21 protein-coding genes are annotated in these 17,490 nt (G+C 29.0%); 19 read left to right on the forward strand and 2 right to left on the reverse strand.

Translation table 11 applies throughout. The features are described from left to right. The first annotated feature begins 4 nt into the window (after positions 1 to 4). From rpsP to rnhB, 8 genes are all read left to right on the forward strand, one after another. Entirely contained in the window at positions 5 to 250 is a 246-nt protein-coding gene (gene rpsP / locus CLFE_RS11070; protein ID WP_077833797.1) for a 30S ribosomal protein S16, read from the forward strand. Between the two features lie 20 nt (positions 251 to 270). Beyond that, positions 271 to 498 (forward strand): KH domain-containing protein, encoded by a 228-nt coding sequence (locus CLFE_RS11075; protein WP_010965063.1) that lies wholly within the window; start codon positions 271 to 273, stop codon positions 496 to 498. Positions 499 to 624: 126 nt separating this feature from the next. Next, on the forward strand, positions 625 to 1,125 hold the full coding sequence (rimM, locus tag CLFE_RS11080) for a ribosome maturation factor RimM (protein ID WP_077833798.1): 501 nt from the start codon (positions 625 to 627) through the stop codon (positions 1,123 to 1,125). Then, a complete protein-coding gene (gene trmD / locus CLFE_RS11085; protein ID WP_077833799.1) occupies positions 1,110 to 1,838 on the forward strand; it encodes a tRNA (guanosine(37)-N1)-methyltransferase TrmD in 729 nt (242 codons plus the stop codon). The genes rimM and trmD overlap by 16 nt, the downstream gene beginning before the upstream one ends. Before the next feature lie 126 nt (positions 1,839 to 1,964). After that, positions 1,965 to 2,309 (forward strand): 50S ribosomal protein L19, encoded by a 345-nt coding sequence (gene rplS / locus CLFE_RS11090; protein ID WP_077833800.1) that lies wholly within the window; start codon positions 1,965 to 1,967, stop codon positions 2,307 to 2,309. 49 nt (positions 2,310 to 2,358) lie between these two features. Next, complete coding sequence (gene lepB / locus CLFE_RS11095; RefSeq protein ID WP_077833801.1) at positions 2,359 to 2,898, forward strand: signal peptidase I; 540 nt, start codon at positions 2,359 to 2,361, stop codon at positions 2,896 to 2,898. Between the two features lie 3 nt (positions 2,899 to 2,901). Beyond that, positions 2,902 to 3,753: a ribosome biogenesis GTPase YlqF gene (gene ylqF, locus CLFE_RS11100; protein ID WP_077833802.1), complete on the forward strand. Its 852-nt coding sequence runs from the start codon at positions 2,902 to 2,904 to the stop codon at positions 3,751 to 3,753. A gap of 22 nt (positions 3,754 to 3,775) precedes the next feature. After that, positions 3,776 to 4,540, forward strand: coding sequence for a ribonuclease HII (rnhB, locus tag CLFE_RS11105; protein ID WP_077892617.1), 765 nt, complete (start codon positions 3,776 to 3,778; stop codon positions 4,538 to 4,540). 38 nt (positions 4,541 to 4,578) lie between these two features. Here rnhB and CLFE_RS11110 read toward each other — a convergent pair whose 3' ends face one another. Then, the gene (locus CLFE_RS11110; RefSeq protein WP_077833804.1) at positions 4,579 to 4,944 is read right to left on the reverse strand and encodes a YraN family protein; all 366 of its coding nucleotides are present in this window, start codon (positions 4,942 to 4,944) and stop codon (positions 4,579 to 4,581) included. Positions 4,945 to 5,550: 606 nt separating this feature from the next. Here CLFE_RS11110 and CLFE_RS11115 point away from each other — a divergent pair. Continuing rightward, complete coding sequence (locus tag CLFE_RS11115; protein ID WP_077892616.1) at positions 5,551 to 6,282, forward strand: gamma-glutamyl-gamma-aminobutyrate hydrolase family protein; 732 nt, start codon at positions 5,551 to 5,553, stop codon at positions 6,280 to 6,282. A gap of 1 nt (position 6,283) precedes the next feature. On the opposite strand, the gene CLFE_RS11120 is transcribed toward CLFE_RS11115, so the two are convergent. Further along, on the reverse strand, positions 6,284 to 7,804 hold the full coding sequence (locus CLFE_RS11120; RefSeq protein WP_077892615.1) for a YifB family Mg chelatase-like AAA ATPase: 1,521 nt from the start codon (positions 7,802 to 7,804) through the stop codon (positions 6,284 to 6,286). 149 nt (positions 7,805 to 7,953) lie between these two features. On the opposite strand from CLFE_RS11120, the gene CLFE_RS11125 reads away from it, so the two are divergent. The 10 genes from CLFE_RS11125 (at position 7,954) to CLFE_RS11170 (ending at position 17,332) form a co-directional block, all read left to right on the forward strand. Continuing rightward, positions 7,954 to 8,139 (forward strand): hypothetical protein, encoded by a 186-nt coding sequence (locus CLFE_RS11125; RefSeq protein WP_077892614.1) that lies wholly within the window; start codon positions 7,954 to 7,956, stop codon positions 8,137 to 8,139. Beyond that, positions 8,126 to 8,302, forward strand: coding sequence for a hypothetical protein (locus tag CLFE_RS11130; RefSeq protein WP_169850886.1), 177 nt, complete (start codon positions 8,126 to 8,128; stop codon positions 8,300 to 8,302). The genes CLFE_RS11125 and CLFE_RS11130 overlap by 14 nt, the downstream gene beginning before the upstream one ends. Positions 8,303 to 8,485: 183 nt before the next feature. Then, positions 8,486 to 8,968, forward strand: coding sequence for a GNAT family N-acetyltransferase (locus CLFE_RS11135; protein WP_077892613.1), 483 nt, complete (start codon positions 8,486 to 8,488; stop codon positions 8,966 to 8,968). A gap of 376 nt (positions 8,969 to 9,344) precedes the next feature. Beyond that, a complete protein-coding gene (locus CLFE_RS11140) occupies positions 9,345 to 10,193 on the forward strand; it encodes a pyridoxamine 5'-phosphate oxidase family protein (RefSeq protein ID WP_077892612.1) in 849 nt (282 codons plus the stop codon). 65 nt (positions 10,194 to 10,258) lie between these two features. Then, positions 10,259 to 10,642: a hypothetical protein gene (locus CLFE_RS11145; RefSeq protein WP_077892611.1), complete on the forward strand. Its 384-nt coding sequence runs from the start codon at positions 10,259 to 10,261 to the stop codon at positions 10,640 to 10,642. A 918-nt stretch (positions 10,643 to 11,560) separates the two neighbouring features. Then, a complete protein-coding gene (locus CLFE_RS11150; RefSeq protein WP_077892610.1) occupies positions 11,561 to 12,484 on the forward strand; it encodes an NUDIX hydrolase in 924 nt (307 codons plus the stop codon). Positions 12,485 to 12,503: 19 nt separating this feature from the next. Then, positions 12,504 to 13,154: a cysteine hydrolase family protein gene (locus CLFE_RS11155; protein ID WP_077835386.1), complete on the forward strand. Its 651-nt coding sequence runs from the start codon at positions 12,504 to 12,506 to the stop codon at positions 13,152 to 13,154. A gap of 142 nt (positions 13,155 to 13,296) precedes the next feature. Further along, positions 13,297 to 14,769: a nicotinate phosphoribosyltransferase gene (locus CLFE_RS11160; RefSeq protein WP_077851570.1), complete on the forward strand. Its 1,473-nt coding sequence runs from the start codon at positions 13,297 to 13,299 to the stop codon at positions 14,767 to 14,769. Beyond that, positions 14,762 to 15,370 carry a nicotinate (nicotinamide) nucleotide adenylyltransferase gene (gene nadD, locus CLFE_RS11165; protein WP_077892609.1) on the forward strand — a complete coding sequence of 203 codons (609 nt, stop codon included), beginning with the start codon at positions 14,762 to 14,764 and terminating at the stop codon, positions 15,368 to 15,370. Before CLFE_RS11160 ends, nadD begins: the two co-directional genes overlap by 8 nt. Before the next feature lie 12 nt (positions 15,371 to 15,382). Continuing rightward, positions 15,383 to 17,332, forward strand: a complete 1,950-nt coding sequence (locus CLFE_RS11170) for an NAD(+) synthase (protein WP_077892608.1) — start codon at positions 15,383 to 15,385, stop codon at positions 17,330 to 17,332. Positions 17,333 to 17,490 lie beyond the last annotated feature (158 nt).

Consider the following 17,490-nt stretch of genomic DNA (forward strand, 5'->3'; position numbering starts at 1 on the left):
TATAATGGTAAAGATTAGATTAAAGAGAATGGGTGCTAAGAAAGCTCCTTTCTACAGAATAGTTGTAGCTGATTCTAGAAGCCCTAGAGATGGAAAGTTTATAGAAGAGTTAGGATACTACAATCCAACTACAGATCCTGTTACTTTTAAAGTTGATGCTGATAAAGTTAATGCTTGGGTTAAAAATGGAGCTCAACCAACTGAAACTGTTAAAAAGCTTTTTGATAAAAGTGGAGTAACAACTAAATAGTAAATTTGGGGGTGTTTAACATGAAGCAATTACTAGAGACTATTGCAAAGTCATTAGTTGATTGTCCTGATGAAGTTCAAGTTAGTGAAGTTACTGGAGAGCAGTCCATAATACTTGAATTAAAGGTTGCACCTGAAGATATGGGAAAAGTTATAGGAAAACAGGGAAGGATAGCTAAGGCTATAAGAACTGTAATAAAGGCAGCAGCTGTTAAAGAAAATAAAAGAGTTGTTGTAGAGATAATATAAGAGTTAGGATTTTCTAACTCTTATATTTTTATTTATTGTATAAAAATGGAATCTATAGGGTATAATCTTAATATTCCTATAAATTTTGTTCTTAGATAAATTATATATGTGCTCGGAGGGAATTTTATGGAAGATTTTTTTAGTATAGGGCAAATTATAAATACTCATGGAGTTCGTGGAGAACTTAAGATATATCCTCTGACAGATGATGTTAATCGTTTTGATGCTTTAGATAGTGTTTACATTGATAATGAAGTAAGAAAAGTAATCTCAGTAAAGAAACAACCCAATAAACTTATATTAAAAATTGAAGGAATAGATACTCTGGATGAGGCTGTTAAATATAAGAATAAATACATTAAGGTTTTAAGAGAAGATGCAGTTGAATTAAAAGAAGGTCAATATTTTATTAAGGATATTATAGGCTGCAAGGTTTTTGATGAAAATGATAATCTTTTAGGTGAAGTATACGATGTTATAAATACTAAAAATAACGATGTTTACTGCATAAAAAGAGATGGAAAGCAAGACCTTTTGGTGCCAGCACTTAAAGAAATTGTTCTTAAAATTGAAATGGAAAATAAGAAAATAATAATAAAGGCTGTTGAAAAGTGGCTGGAAGATTAAAAATAGATATATTAACACTGTTTCCAGAGATGTTTGAACTGTTTAATTTAAGTATAATAGGAAGAGCAAAAAAGAATGGCATAATAGAAATTAATACTCATAATATAAGAGATTACACTATAGATAAACATAAAAAAACGGATGATTATCCATATGGTGGTGGTGCTGGTATGGTTATGACACCACAACCACTTGTGGATTCAATTAGGGACATAAAAAAGAGGAACAAAGGAAAAGTTATTTTTTTAGGACCTAGAGGTAAAACGTTTGATCAGGAAACTGCAAAAGAACTTTCAACTAGAGAAGAGATAATAATAGTATGTGGACATTATGAAGGAATAGATGAAAGAGTATATAAGTACATAGATGAGGAATATTCTCTTGGTGATTTTGTACTTACTGGTGGCGAAATGGCATGTATACCTATGGTAGATAGCATATGCAGAATGATACCAGGTGTTTTATCAAAAAGTGAGAGTTATGAAGAAGAATCCTTTTATAGTGGTCTTTTAGAATATCCCCAATATACAAGACCAGAGGAATTTGAAAATGAAAAAGTACCAGAAGTACTTCTCTCAGGTCATCATGAGAATATAAGAAAATGGAGAAGAAAACAAGCACTAAAAATAACAAAAGTTAGGCGAAAAGATTTGTTTGATAAATTAACTATGACAAAAGAAGATAAAAAATTACTAAAAGATGACCAATTGTGATTTTTAAACAAATAAATCATTGATTAGAAGCTTAATTTGTGATAAAATTTAAATGTTATTGTGCAGGCGGTCCTCTGTCAGATATTCTGGCATGAACGTCAAATATTATTTAGGAGGTAAGTGCACATGTTAGATGTTATAAGAGAAATCGAAGCAGAACAAATCAGAAAAGATCTTCCAAACTTCAATGTTGGAGATACAGTTAAAATCGAAGTTAGAATCAAAGAAGGCGAAAAAGAAAGACTTCAAGCCTTTGAAGGAACTGTAATCAAAAGACAAAACGGAGGTCTTAGAGAGACTTTCACAATGAGAAGAGTAGCTTACGGAGTTGGAGTTGAAAGAACATTCCCTTTAAACTCGCCTTCAATTGCTAGCCTTAAAGTTGTAAGAAGAGGTAAAGTTAGAAGAGCTAAGCTATACTACTTAAGAGATAGAGTTGGTAAGGCTGCTAAGGTTAAAGAAATAAGATAAAAAAAACAGGGGCCTATGGTCCCTGTTTTCTTATCATGGTGGTGATAAATTGGTAAAAAGTTTAATTGAATTTGGTAAGTCAATAATCATAGCAATAATCATTGCTATAGTTATGATTTTATTCGTTTTTGAGACGGTTAGCGTTGACGGCACATCAATGTATAGTACACTTCAAAACAATGATAGATTAGTAATCGAAAAAGTTTCTTATCATTTTAGTTTTCCTAAAAGAGGCGACATAATAGTGTTTAAATATCCTAGTGATACAACTAAAAAATTTGTAAAGAGAGTTATAGCCGTAGAAGGCGATAAGGTTAAAATTGAAAATGATAAAGTATATGTAAATGGGGTCAAATTAAACGAAAAGTATGCATATTATATGAACAAAGAAGTTACAGATGATCCTAGAGTTCACGATTATGCATTAAAAACTGTTCCTAAAGATACAGTTTTTGTTCTTGGAGATAACAGATATAATAGTTTGGATAGTAGGTTTCAAGATGAGGTTGGATTTGTAAATAAGAAACTTATTATAGGTAGAGAAATTTTAAGGGTATATCCTTTTAATAAAATAGGAAAGGTACGATAGACGATGATGATAGAATCAATAAACTGGTTTCCTGGACACATGGCTAAGACCAGAAGAGAGATAAAGGAAAACTTAAAGTTAGTTGATGCAGTAATTGAAATACGAGATGCTAGAATAGCTTATTCCAGTAGTAATCCAGATATAAATAGCATTTGCAAAGATAAACCTAGAATTATTCTTTTAAATAAATTTGATTTGGCAGAAAAAGCTGTTACAGACAATTGGGTGAAAGCGCTCTCAAATGAAAGTATAAAAGCTATTCCAGTTAATGCACTTGAAGGCATAGGATTAAACAATATAAAACCTGCTTTAAATGAACTTTTAAAAAAGAAGCTAGATAATATGGCATCAAAAGGTATTCAAAATTATATTATTAGAGCAATGGTAGTGGGTATACCTAATGTAGGAAAATCTTCTTTTATAAATAAAATGGCTAAAAATAAGATTGCTAAGGTAGGAAATAAGCCAGGAGTAACTAAAGCTAAACAGTGGATAAAAACTAGTATGGGAATAGAACTTATGGATACACCAGGAGTATTATGGCCTAAATTTCAAGAACAAAAGGTTGGACTTAATCTTGCATTTACAGGTGCAATCAAAGATGAAATAATGGACATAGAAGAGCTTGCTTTAAAATTGGTAGGATTTTTACAAGAAAATTATTCTAATAAGCTTATGGAAAGATATAAATTAAAGGACATAGAAGAAGATCCGCTTACTAATATGAATAATATAGCTCTTAAAAGAGGTGCTATTTTAAAAGGTGGAGAAATAGATTACACTAGAGTAGCCACTATGTTAATGGATGAATTTAGATCAGGAAAAATAGGAAAAATATCACTTGAAAGGCCGTGATTAAATCTTGGATTTTCTAGAAATGAGCTTTAAGGAGATTAAAAGTACTTTAGATAATATGGATGAGCAAAGTAGGCTTTCATCTGCACATGATATTATGGACGACAGTAGGAAGAACGTAAAAGCATTGTGCAAGAAGATTATAAATGCTCACGAAAAAAAATTAAATGAGATTGCAAGAGTAAAAAAATTATACGAGTTTGACAAACAATTTGGCAATATTATAATTGCAGGAGTAGATGAAGTGGGTCGTGGCCCCCTTGCTGGTCCCATAGTTGGTGCAGCTGTGGTTTTAGAGTTAAATATAAAGGATGATTTAGATCTTATATTAGGTATAAATGATTCAAAGAAATTAACTCATAAAAAAAGAGAAGAATTATCTAAAATTATAAAGGAAAAAGCTCTAGCTTTTGAAATTGCAGCTTTAGATAATAATGAAATTGACTCTAAAGGGATTTCTTGGTGTAATAATGAAATATTTAAAATTGCAGTGAGTAAGCTTAAAGTAAAACCAGAGCTTGTAATTTCTGATGGTTATGCGGTTAAAGGACTTGGAATAAAAAATCACTATATTGTAAAAGGAGATGCACAAAGTGCAAGTATAGCATGTGCTTCTATAATAGCAAAAGTATATAGAGATAATTTGATGTGTGAATATGCTAAAAATTACCAAGGATATGGCTTTGAAAGCAATGTAGGTTATGGTTCTAAAGATCATATTGACGCTATAAAAAAATTTGGAACAACCCCAATACATCGTATGAGTTTTCTGAAAAATATATTATAATGAAAACACACAACTAAAAAATAAGTTGTGTGTTTTTGCTATTGAAAAGCATTTTCTATTAATCTTAAATCATAAGAATCATTATTATGATTTAAAACTATTTCTATAACATCAAATCTAAAATTATAATCTAATAAATTTCTACTCCATATGTAGTATTTAGCAGTATTGTACAGTTTGAATTTTTTCTTGTAGTTTACAGCCTCACAAGGAGATCCAAAGGCATCATTCCAACGAGCTTTTACTTCTACAAAAGTGATAAAATCCTTATTTTTTGCTATTATATCTAGTTCACCTAAGTAACACTTGAAATTTCTATAAAGTATTGTATATCCAAGGTTCTTTAAGTGTTTTTCAGCTAAATCTTCACCATAATTACCAACAGTTTTATTTAATTTATGCATAATTTTCACCTCTTTGAACATTGTATGAGTTAAGCCAGAGCTATATAGTGCAATATTAGTACATTCTGCCACATAAAAAATTCTAAAGTAAGCTTTTGAGGCAGGAATGTTTTATATGTCAGAATGATAGTATTGTATGGGTTAAGCCAGAGCTATATAGTGCAATACTAGTACATTCTTCCACATAAAAAATTCTAAAGTAAGCTTTTGAGGTAAGAATGTTTTATATGTCAGAATGATAGTATTGTATGGGTTAAGCCAGAGCTATAATGCTACAATACTAGTACATTCTGCCACATAAAAAATTCTAAAGTAAGCTTTTGAGGCAGGAATGTTTTATATGTCAGAATGATAGTATTGTATGGGTTAAGCCAGAGCTATAATGCTACAATACTAGTACATTCTGCTACATAAAAAATTCTAAAGTAAGCTTTTGAGGCAGGAATGTTTTATATGTCAGAATGATAGTATTGTATGCATTATAGCCTATTGACATCTAAGTTTAAAATTATTATAATTGATTGAAAAATAGTATATTATTCTTATAGATTTAATAGGAAATCTATAGAAAAATGTTTAAATTAATAAAGTTTAGGAAGTGAACAAATGAGACCAATTATTGGAATTACAACAGTATGTAAAAACGAAAATGCTGACTTATTTACTTTTTTAAATTATAATTATTCCAAGTCTGTGGTGCTTGCAGGGGGAACTCCAATATTAATTCCTCTTGGAGGAGAGGAGGATGATATCAAAAATTACATAGATATAATTGATGGATTATTATTATCTGGTGGTGAGGATATAAATCCTCTTTTCTATGGAGAAAACCCAATAAGTAAAGTTATGTATACATCACCTGCAAGAGACGAATATGAAAAAAAACTATACAGTAAAGCATTGGAAAAGGACATGCCTGTGTTAGGTATATGTAGAGGTATTCAGTTTATGAATTCAGTATCTGGAGGAACTTTATATCAGGATATAAATGTTCAGTGTGATAAAGCTAATGGTCATAATCCAAGGGGAAATCCTAAATGTAATTTATATCATACTGTTAATATACTTAGGAAATCAAAACTTTTTAATGTATTTGGTGAAGAAGAGATTAAAGTAAATTCCTTTCATCATCAAGCAATAAATAGATTAAGTGATGAATTCATAATATCTGCGAAATCACCAGATGGTATAGTAGAAGGAATTGAACATATAAAGAAATCTTTTGTAATTGGTGTTCAATGGCATCCTGAATATTTATCAGCTATATACCCTGAGTTTTTAAGATTATTTGAGGCCTTTGTATTAGAGTCAAGTAAGTTCAAAAGGGAGAATAAATAAATTATACTATTTTTCCATCTATAAATTTTCTATATTGAATAGCTTCAATGACGTCTTTTGAGCCTATTTTTGAATTTTCATTAATGTCAGCAATTGTTCTTGCTACTTTTAATATTCTTGTATAGGCTCTTGTGCTAACCTCAAATTTTGATAATAATTCTTTCATTATCTTTGAGCCTTCATAATCTAACGTGCAGTATTTATCTATATGTTTTTTATTCATTTGTGAGTTACAGAATATATTATCGTGTCTAAATCTATTTTCTTGTATTTTTCTCGCAGCAATTACTTTCGTGCGTAGTTCTTTAGAACTTTTTGAAGTGTCTCTTTTTTTAATTTCATCATAATTTAAATAGTTAACGGAAGAAAAAATATCTATTCTATCCATTATTGCTCCTGATAGTTTTGAAATATATCTTTTCCTTTGATATTCTGTGCAGGTACATTCGCGATTAGAACCATAGTTGCCACAAGGACACGGATTCATGGCAGATATAAACATAAAGTTGGCAGGGTAAGTAACATTGCCAGAGGCTTTAGAAAATCGTATGACTTTATCTTCAAGGGGTTGACGAAGTACTTCAATGGAATTTCTTTTGAATTCTAACAATTCATCTAAAAATAAGACTCCATTATGTGCAAGGGAGATTTCACCGGGAATAAGCTTTATTCCACCACCAACTAATGATAATTTTGAACTAGTATGGTGAGGTGATCTAAATGGTCTTTTAAAAACTAAACTCTTAGTATCTAAATTTCCAGTTATGCTGTATATTTTAGTTACTTCAAGGGCTTCATTATAACTTAAAGGAGGTAATATGGTTGGAAGTCTTTTGGCAAGCATAGTCTTTCCTGAACCTGGAGGGCCATATAAGATTACATTATGTCCTCCAGAAGCTGCAACTTCAAGGGCTCTCACAGAACTAGATTGCCCAGCAACATCTGAAAAATCTACTCCATAAGAAAAATCGGAATCTACTGAGGTATTTCTAGTGTAAGGTAGTACATCTCTATGTTTGATAAAATTAATAACTTGAATTAAATTATTAAAGGGAAATAACTTTATATTTTTTATAATAGAGCATTCTGTTAAATTTTCTGAGGGGATTATAAATTTGTTTATATCTATATTTACGCCTTCAAGTAAAGAGGGGAGTGCACCACGTATTCCTTTCAATTTTCCAGTTAGAGATAATTCACCTATAATTAAAAAGTCTTTTATGTCATCAAAATAAATTTGTTTTGTGGAGAGAAGAATACCTATAGCTATAGGAAGATCAAAGGAAGAACCTTCTTTTTTTAGACTAGCGGGGGCTAAATTTATGGTTATTCTTGATATAGGAAATTTGAAACCGGAGTTTGTAATAGCAGCTCTGACTCTTTCTTTAGATTCCCTCACAGCAGCATCAGCTAAACCAACTATATTAAAATTAGGTAAACCTTTTGATACATCAACTTCAACTGAAACAACAAAACCGTTTATGCCAGACAAAGCTGCTGAATTTAATATTACAGTAGACATTTTTATACCTCCTCACCTTATAGCATAGATTATTGACAAATATATCAAGTTTATTCTTTGGATACTGAATTAAATTAAGAAAAAGAAATACTGATTGAAAGGGTAAGCAAATCTGGATGGATAATTTTACATGGTGGAGTTATGTAAACATGAAAGCTGATATAACACCTTTATTAGCAGTTGGAAGCTTTTTTTATGGAAAGCTAATAGAACACGATGGATGTATTTTTCTAAAGGATAATTTTTCTTTAGAACGATACAATGGATGGAAGACATTTTTGAAAAATAATAAAAAAATAATAAAAAGCAATAGAAAAAGTTATGAATGTGTATGAAGTTAGGAAATTTTTTTATATAAATACTAATTATGATGATGAAAATATAGAAGAGCAAATTGAAGCTTTAGGTAAAATACTAAAATTCTTTTGGTCCATGAGTTTTGAAAAACAATTACTAGATAAAATAATAGCGAAGATGAGTGCTATAAAAGTTTATTAGGCTTATATTTAATTTTATAAGAGGAAATATTGAGCTTTTTAAAATAATTTTATTATAGGTTAGGAGGAATAATTGGTAAATTATCGAAAAATAAGATGGAATATTAAAAATAATTAAAAAATAGAATGATAACCAACTTATTAAGTAAATTTAGCTTAATAAGATATATTGGAGGGACATTATATGGTAAAAATATATGAATATAAAGATGAGTTTAAAAACAATATTATGAAAATGATTTTGAAGATTCAGCAAGAAGAATACAATTTACCAATAACAGCAAATGACCAACCAGATTTAACAAATATAGAAACCTTTTATCGGCAGAATAACGGAAACTTTTGGGTAGGTATTGATAATGGGGTAGTTGTGGGAACTATTGCTATAAAAAGTATTGGTGATGGTAATGCAATGCTTAGAAAAATGTTTGTTAAATATGAATATAGGGGAAGTGACATAGGATTATCCAAAAAACTTCTTTCGATACTAATAGATTGGGCAAGTCAAAAAAAATTCAACAGAATATTTTTAGGGACAACGTCTGAATTTTTAGCGGCACATAAGTTCTATAAAAAAAACGGATTTAAAGAAATTAATAAAGAAGATCTGCCTATAAATTTTCCAATTATGAAAGTAGATAAAAAATTTTATTATTATAGATTATAGTTGCATAATATTATTAAGGTATGAATGGAAAATATTTATATAAAATAGTAAGTTATCAAATAGTAGAGGCAAATTTAAGTCTTTGCGATTTTTTTGCAACAAATTATTTTAGGTCAAATTGACTAACAAACTGTATGTCAGTACAATTATGTGCTTATATGCAGTTTGTTTATATTTAATTTTAAAATTTAAAAGACGAAATTAATATGAAAATTAAAGAAATTACAATGAATGTATTCAAAAATAAGCTCACTATGATAGATAATAAAATATTTATTAATTATATCAACTGAGGCTTCATATATTGATTAAGGGATATGATGTTGTTTCTGAAAAATCAATACCTATGTCTAATAACATTTTAATCAAGTGAAGATTGGGGGATGGTACTATTAAAAATATTATATTTATATATGATGATTGTGAAAAGGGAAAAAAAATTGCTTTTGCTTCAGCACTTATAACTGGAAATTCAAGGTACTCTACTGCTAATAAAATTAAAGAAGAATATAAAAAATTTGATTATATATGTTTTATAATAGGAAAATTGGATGAAAGTATAGAGAAGTTTGTAACAGAAAATAATGGATGGATTAGAAGTAAAAAGATTATACTAATATATTTTGATTATGAAAATGTAAAATTAAAGGCTAAAAAAATATTTAGTACTTTTAATGATGTATTGGAAAAAGAATTTATTATAAAACAGGGTACAGAAGATGAATATTTAAATTTTGCTATGGAAATTAAAGATTTAATTGATACTGATTATAAAAAGTGTCCTGATAATCTTCTTATAAAACAAATTGGGGATTTCCTTTATTCGCATACAACATGTACATTGTGCAGCTGCAGTGGCAGTAGACCCATTGGTACTCCTATAGAGTACATGTATAAAAGTGGATATATGTATTTTATAACTGAGGGTGGAAGAAAGTTTTTTAATATTATAAGAAATAATAAGGTGATTATTTCAGTTTATGAGGATTATAAAGGTTTTAATAAGCTTAATGGATATCAATTTTTTGGAGTGGCTTCGATTTTAGAAGATAATTCTGAAGAATATAAAAGTGTTATAACTATGAAAAAATTAAATGTTGAAGCTATAAATTCAATTAATGTAATGCTTCATGTCATTAAGGTTAAACTTGAAAGAGTAGATATTATTTCCTCTGACATAAAGAAAAAAGGGTATGATGTAAAACAAAAATATTTTTATATTTAAATTGGTTCTAGATGAATTTGATAGTATGAACAGAATAAATCCAGTGAATTAAGGAGTCAAAGTTTATGAAATACCTAGTTACAATAGAATCATTTAATGAGCTAGTGGAAGAAGAAATTATAGTTAATGTTGATGGACAAGAATTAAGATGTTTTACGCCATATGGAATAGAAAAAGATATAAATTTAGGTGATAAATATAGTGCTGAAATAGAAGCCCAGTTTTGTGATGATATAGAATTAGAAATTATACAAGAAGATATAAAAAAGATAGAATGTATAGGTGAAACATTTTCTCATTATATTTATGGAAAAGTTGATATAGATAAGTGTGTTATAAAATCTTCAATAGAAATTAAATTAGATGAATGGGATTTAGTTGAACATGGTTATTGTGATAATAAGTATGTAAGATTAAAAGTTGATAGGTTTAACCTTGAATTTATATAAGCTAATATAAATACTTTTGAATTAAGTAAGTTTATAAATTTTTTTATAGTTATATATTTAAAACTATCGGTTTCTCTTAAAAAATTTCATGATAATCATTACTGTTATAAATATTAAAATTATATATGTAAGAACGATTACACAGGAATAATTCAATAAATTATAGTGTTTTAAAAATACAAATATCCCTTCAAATGGAAGAGCCAAAACCATTAAAGTTGTTAACAATTGAATTGGAAATGTTAACTTTGGAATATATAATCCATAATCTGAATATTTTCCCAATAATGAATTACTATCAATAGAAATAATTATCATTGATAATAGTAAAATAGAAAAAAATATTAACACACTTAGTTATTAATAATACAGTAGAGAGACATACTAACAATTTTTGTATTTTAATTGTTGATATATTTTTAAGGTTTAATTTTTTACTATTAAAAGGATAGAAAGCATTAGGAAGATGATTTTTGTATTGAACAAGAATCATTTTTTTTATTTTTATTAAAAGTATGAAAAATACCAATACAAGTATATGAGTCTATTTACCACAAATTACGTAACGAAAAATTTCGCCCAATTAGTATAAACTAATAATATGGAGTAATAATACGGAGTGATAGATAAAAAAAATAATAAGGGGGAATATGGATATGAGTATTTTAGGAATTATATTTGGATTTGTAATAATAAGATTTATTAATAGATTTATTAAAAAGGGAAAGGCTAAGTAACTGTAATCAATAATAAATGCAAGGTGGTAATTTAGTTAATGCAGCAAATACCTTCAAATAAGGGGAAAGTAATTTAATAACCCCTTATTTTTATATTAGCTATTGACTTTGTATCAAAATGATGCTAATATAGTATCAAGATGATACAAAGCAAACATTTCTAATGGGGAGAGATACATAAATGAGGGACAGTAATAAGAAAAACAAAAAGGGACTAACTGAAAAGGAATTTTTAAATAGATACGTACCGGGAGATTATGAAAGGCCATCAAATACTGTAGATATGTTGTTATTTACTGTAGATGATCTACCAGTTGAAGGTAAAGATCCTAATAAAGCTTTAAAAATACTTTTAATTAAAAGAGGAGATCATCCTTATATTGGTTGTTGGGCTGTTCCAGGAGGATTTGTAAATATTGAAGAAGGTGTAAGTGCAGCTTGTTATAGAGAGCTTAAGGAAGAGACAAATGTAGAGAATGTTTATTTTGAACAGCTAAAAACCTTTGGTGATGATGTAAACCGTGATCCGCGTATGAGAGTTATCTCCGTAGCTTATATGGCGCTTTCAGATAAATCAAATATAAAACCCAAAGCAGGAGATGACGCCGATGATGCCAAGTGGTTTACAGTAAAAAAAATGTTTATAGACTCAAAGGGAACAGGGACTCAAAGAAGTGATACTTATAATATTTTATTAACCTCTGATGATGGTGAAATTAAAATTGGATACAGTGTAACTGAAAGCTTTGAAAAGAATGGAGTTGTTACAGTAAAGGTTCCGTCCTATAAGGTATTAGATTGGAGCAAAGAAGAGCTTGCCTTTGATCATATAGAAGAGATAGATTGTGCACTAGAAAGACTAAAAAATAAAATAGAATATACACCAATTGCTTTTTCTCTACTACCTGAATACTTTACATTAAGAGAAGCCCAAAAGGTTTTTGAAGCTATTCTTAATGTTGAGAAGCCTTTAACAAGAGCTAATTTCAGAAGAAAAATTAAAAAGATGGTAGTTAAAACTGAAAAAGAAAAAATAACATCTGGGAGACCTGCAACTTGTTATAAATTCAATGAAGATTGGCAGCATTCTTTTCTAGATGAATAATTAAAGGAGATAAATAATTATGAGTAAATTTGAAGAAAAAATACTACAAATGGAAAAAGAAATAAAGGGAAACACACTTAAAATAAATGATTTAGATAAGAATAAAACAGCTTTAGTTGTAGTGGATATGGTAAAGGGCTTTGTTCACAAAGGAGCATTGTCGTCACCAAGGGTTCAAGGAATAATTAAGGAAATTGTAGAGCTTAATTATAAGACTTTAGGAAGTAAAAAGATTTTTTTCTTAGATGAACATACATCAGGTTCAACAGAACTTAAGAGTTACGAGAAGCATTGTTTAAAAGATACTGAAGAAGCAGAGCTTATTGATGAACTAAAAGAAGAAAAAGAGGTTAATAGCAATATAGCAATGATACCTAAAAATAGTGTTAATGGTTTTCACGCTCCAGGTTTTAAATTATGGCTTGAAGAAAATGAAGCTGAGGTAGAAAATTATATTATATGTGGCTGTGAGGTTGATATTTGTGTTTCTAATTTTGCTAATACATTAAAAACTTACTTTAATCAAAAGGATAGTAACAAAAGGGTAATTGTGCCTAGTAATGCAGTTGAAACCTTTGATTTTGGAACACACGATGGTGATTTGATGAAAATTATTTCTTTATGGGAAATGAAGTCAAATGGAATAGAGATTGTTGATAAAATAATATAAATATATTGTCTTAAAAAATAATTTATTAGGGTAGTATATATAATAAAATAGGCCCTAATTTTTTTACAAAGACTTTGTACCAATATAATACAAAGTACTAATTTTTGAAATAATAATAGATAATGCTAGGAGAGATAAAATTATGAATACAATAGAAAAATTTGATGTTAAATACGAAAGAAACCTATCTATGCTAATGGATTTTTATGAACTTACAATGTCTAATGGATATTTAATAAATGGTCTTGGAGATAAAATAGTATATTTTGATGTATTTTATAGAAAGAATCCAGATGGAGCTGGTTTTGCTATAGCAGCAGGATTAAATCAGATAGTAGATTATATAAAAAATCTTAAATTTTCAAAACAAGATATTGAATATTTAAGAGGAAAAGAAATGTTTTCAGAAGAATTTCTTGAGTATCTTAAAAACTTTAAATTTTCTGGAAGCATATATGCTATTGAAGAAGGAACTCCAGTATTTCCAAATGAAGCACTTATAACAGTAAAAGCAAAAGTTATTGAAGCTCAGCTAATAGAGACAATGCTACTTATAACAATAAATCATCAATGTCTAATTGCTACTAAAACCAATAGAATCGTTAGAGCAGCTAATGGCAAACCTGTTTTAGAGTTTGGAGCAAGAAGAGCTCAGGGTTATGATGGGGCAATATATGGAGCAAGGGCCGCTTATATTGCAGGAGCAGAGGGAACGGCAACTACACTTGCTGAACAAATGTTTAATATAAAAGCTTCAGGAACAATGGCACATTCTTGGATTCAGTTTTTTAAGGATGAATTCGAAGCCTTTAAGACTTATGCAGAAACATATCCTGATGCATGTACATTACTAGTAGATACATATAACGTATTAAAAAGTGGTGTCCCAAATGCTATTAGGGTAGCAAAAGAAGTTTTAGAACCTATGGGAAAGAGACTTAAGGGAATAAGGCTAGATAGTGGAGATCTTTCTTATTTATCTAAAAAAGTTAGAAGTATGCTTAATGAGGCAGGACTTTATGATTGTAAAATAGTTGTATCTAATAGCTTAGATGAATACATAATTGAAGATCTTCTTTTACAAGGAGCTGAAATAGATGTATTTGGTGTTGGAGAAAGAATGATAACTGCCAAATCTGACCCTGTATTTGGCGGAGTCTATAAACTTGTTGCAGTAGAAGAAGAGGGAGAAATAACTCCAAGAATCAAACTCTCTGAAAATACTGAGAAAATAACAAATCCAGGTTATAAAATTCCATGGAGATTGTATGATAGAGAAACAGGTAAGGCTATAGCAGATGTAATTACCTTAGCACACGAAGAAATAGATGATAGTAAGCCATACACTATATTTGATCAAGAACATATTTGGAAAAAGAAAAAGTTGACAAATTTTGTTGCTAAAAAGCTTCAGGTTCCGGTATTCATTGATGGAAAATGTGTATATAAAACTCCAACGCTTAAAGAATCTAGAGATTACTGCAAACAGCAAGTAGATACTTTGTGGGATGAAGTCAAGAGATTTACCAATTCTCATAAATATTATGTAGATATATCAATGGAATTGTGGCATGTAAAGCAGGAATTAATTCAAAAATATAGAGTTAATGATTAAAAAAAATACTGTATTAGTTTATGGAGGTGCTTTTAATCCTCCATCTATTTCACATATTACTTTAGCAAAACAATTACTTAATTTTACTGACGCAGAAAAGTTGATATTTCTACCAGTAGGAGACAATTATAAAAAAAGAGAATTAATACCTGCTTATCATAGAGTTAATATGCTTAAAATTACGTGTGAAGATAATCATAGATTGGAAGTAAGTACTATTGAAGTAGATGCTAAAAAAAGATTATATACAGTAGAAACCTTGGATATTATAAAAAAACAAAATAAAAATAAAGATATATGTTTTATTTTGGGTACAGATAACCTTAAAGATATTGTTAATTGGAAAGGCTATGAAAGAATTTTAACTGAGTATAAATTAATTGTTATGGAAAGAGGAGAGGATACTTTAGACAAAATTTTTTATGATATTCCCGTTTTGGAGAATTATAAAGATAACCTTATTCATATAAAGGGGCTGCTGGTAAATGATATAAGCTCTAGCCTAATAAGAAATAATATAAAACAAAAGAAAGCTATAAAACACTTAACAGCACAAAAAATAATTGAATATATAAATAAAAATAAGTTGTATGAATATTGAAAGGTGATAGAGATGCAAATGAAAAAAGATTTTGGATATGTAAGAGTTGGGACTGCCGTACCTGAATTAAAAATAGCAAATCCCAATTATAATGTAAAAAATATATTTACTATTATGAAAAAATCCTATAAAGAAAATATAAAAGTTTTAGTATTTCCTGAACTTTGTATTACAGCATACACCTGTGGAGATTTATTTAATCAAAGTCTTTTAATAAATAAAGCAGAGGAAGCACTTAAGAATTTATTGGTATTAACTTCCGATATAAATATGGTAACAGCTGTTGGAATGCCTGTTAGAGTAGACAACCAGCTATTTAATTGCGCAGTGGTAATTAATAGAGGAAATATATTAGGAGTAGTACCAAAAACCTTTATACCTAACTACAATGAATTTTACGAAAAAAGGAATTTTGCATCAGCTGTTTCAAGAATAAGTGATGAGGCTTTATTGTGTGGAAAGAAGGTGCCCTTTGGAGAAAACTTGCTTTTTAAAGATATAAATTCTAAGCTTTGTATTGGTATAGAGGTTTGTGAAGATTTATGGGTGAATATACCACCAAGTTCTTACCACACACTTAATGGTGCTAATTTAATACTAAATCTATCTGCAAGTGACGAAAATGTATCAAAGTCAGATTATAGGAGAGATATTGTAAGGCTTCAATCAGCAAAATGTATTACAGCTTATGCTTATGCTTCAGCAGGACAAACTGAAAGTACCTCGGATCTTGTATTTTCAGGACATTCCATTATAGCTGATAATGGGAAAGTATTAAAGGAAATGAAGTTTAATGATGCTTCTTATGTTGAATATCAAGATATTGATATAGAAAAATTAATGAATGACAGAATTAAATTTAATAGTTATATGGGAAGAATAGAGAAAAGAGAATATAGAACAATTAACTTTAATTTAGGTTATAGTGAGGAGGTATCCTTGAAAAGACATGTTGAAGCTATGCCATTTGTTCCATTAGATAAAAATAAAAGGAATATTAGATGTAGTGAGATAATAAATCTTCAAGCATTAGGTTTATATCAAAGATTAAAAAAAATAGGGATAAACAAGGTAGTTATCGGGGTGTCCGGAGGCTTAGATAGTACCTTAGCTTTACTTGTTATAGTAGAGACTTTTAAAAAGCTTAAAGCTCCAATGACAAATATTATAGGTGTTACAATGCCGGGCTTTGGCACTACTAATCGTACTTATAATAATGCCATAACGCTTATGAAAAAATTAGGTATTACAATAAAAGAAATATCAATAAAAGAGGCATGTATTAGGCATTTTAAAGATATAGGACAAGATTTAAATGTTAAGGATATTACTTATGAAAATTCTCAGGCAAGAGAAAGAACACAAATACTTATGGATTTAGCCAATAAAGAGGGAGGGATAGTTGTTGGTACAGGTGATTTGTCTGAGTTAGCACTTGGTTGGTGTACTTATAATGGAGATCAAATGTCAATGTATAGTATAAATGGAAGTATCCCGAAAACACTGGTTAGATATTTAGTTATGTGGTATGCGAAGTGGGCAGAGGACAAAGAAGTTAAAAATATATTAGTAGATATTTATGACACGCCTGTAAGTCCCGAATTACTACCTCCAGATAAAAAAGGTAATATAAAGCAAAAAACTGAAGATTCAATTGGGTCATATGAATTAAATGATTTTTTCTTATATAATATGCTTCGCACAGGTTATGAACCCTTAAAAATATTATATTTAGCAAGTATAGCATTTAAGGGTAGATATTCAGAAAATGTTATACATTCATCATTAAAAAATTTTTATAAGAGATTCTTTACACAGCAATTTAAAAGAAATTGTATGCCTGATGGTGTAAAAGTTGGGTCTGTTTCATTATCGCCAAGAGGGGATTTACGTATGCCAAGTGATGCGTCATATGAATTATGGTTAGATGAATTAGAAAAGTCCAACGAAATAAAATGTTAAGAAAATATTAAATATTGCTATTTTTCTAAATATATTGAAAAATGGCGGATATATTGCACTAGCGTGAAATACTCAAGAAGGTATTCGTAAAAAATTTCATTTACTTTAAAATACATATATGTTAAAATTTTGACATCAAGATTCTGCTGAACTATAAT

Source organism: Clostridium felsineum DSM 794 (genome assembly GCF_002006355.2).
Classification (GTDB): domain Bacteria; phylum Bacillota; class Clostridia; order Clostridiales; family Clostridiaceae; genus Clostridium_S; species Clostridium_S felsineum.

What these genes read in the sequence shown, in the direction of transcription:
- rplS (WP_077833800.1), top strand. Translation starts at nt 1,965, where the DNA reads ATGTTAGATGTTATAAGAGAAATCGAAGCAGAACAAATCAGAAAAGAT.
- CLFE_RS11160 (WP_077851570.1), top strand. Translation starts at nt 13,297, where the DNA reads ATGAATACAATAGAAAAATTTGATGTTAAATACGAAAGAAACCTATCT.
- CLFE_RS11150 (WP_077892610.1), top strand. Translation starts at nt 11,561, where the DNA reads ATGAGGGACAGTAATAAGAAAAACAAAAAGGGACTAACTGAAAAGGAA.
- CLFE_RS11120 (WP_077892615.1), bottom strand. Translation starts at nt 7,804, where the DNA reads ATGTCTACTGTAATATTAAATTCAGCAGCTTTGTCTGGCATAAACGGT.
- CLFE_RS11170 (WP_077892608.1), top strand. Translation starts at nt 15,383, where the DNA reads ATGCAAATGAAAAAAGATTTTGGATATGTAAGAGTTGGGACTGCCGTA.
- rpsP (WP_077833797.1), top strand. Translation starts at nt 5, where the DNA reads ATGGTAAAGATTAGATTAAAGAGAATGGGTGCTAAGAAAGCTCCTTTC.
- CLFE_RS11075 (WP_010965063.1), top strand. Translation starts at nt 271, where the DNA reads ATGAAGCAATTACTAGAGACTATTGCAAAGTCATTAGTTGATTGTCCT.
- CLFE_RS11155 (WP_077835386.1), top strand. Translation starts at nt 12,504, where the DNA reads ATGAGTAAATTTGAAGAAAAAATACTACAAATGGAAAAAGAAATAAAG.
- CLFE_RS11130 (WP_169850886.1), top strand. Translation starts at nt 8,126, where the DNA reads ATGAATGTGTATGAAGTTAGGAAATTTTTTTATATAAATACTAATTAT.
- CLFE_RS11145 (WP_077892611.1), top strand. Translation starts at nt 10,259, where the DNA reads ATGAAATACCTAGTTACAATAGAATCATTTAATGAGCTAGTGGAAGAA.
- CLFE_RS11110 (WP_077833804.1), bottom strand. Translation starts at nt 4,944, where the DNA reads ATGCATAAATTAAATAAAACTGTTGGTAATTATGGTGAAGATTTAGCT.
- nadD (WP_077892609.1), top strand. Translation starts at nt 14,762, where the DNA reads ATGATTAAAAAAAATACTGTATTAGTTTATGGAGGTGCTTTTAATCCT.
- CLFE_RS11135 (WP_077892613.1), top strand. Translation starts at nt 8,486, where the DNA reads ATGGTAAAAATATATGAATATAAAGATGAGTTTAAAAACAATATTATG.
- ylqF (WP_077833802.1), top strand. Translation starts at nt 2,902, where the DNA reads ATGATGATAGAATCAATAAACTGGTTTCCTGGACACATGGCTAAGACC.
- rnhB (WP_077892617.1), top strand. Translation starts at nt 3,776, where the DNA reads ATGAGCTTTAAGGAGATTAAAAGTACTTTAGATAATATGGATGAGCAA.
- CLFE_RS11115 (WP_077892616.1), top strand. Translation starts at nt 5,551, where the DNA reads ATGAGACCAATTATTGGAATTACAACAGTATGTAAAAACGAAAATGCT.
- rimM (WP_077833798.1), top strand. Translation starts at nt 625, where the DNA reads ATGGAAGATTTTTTTAGTATAGGGCAAATTATAAATACTCATGGAGTT.
- CLFE_RS11125 (WP_077892614.1), top strand. Translation starts at nt 7,954, where the DNA reads ATGAAAGCTGATATAACACCTTTATTAGCAGTTGGAAGCTTTTTTTAT.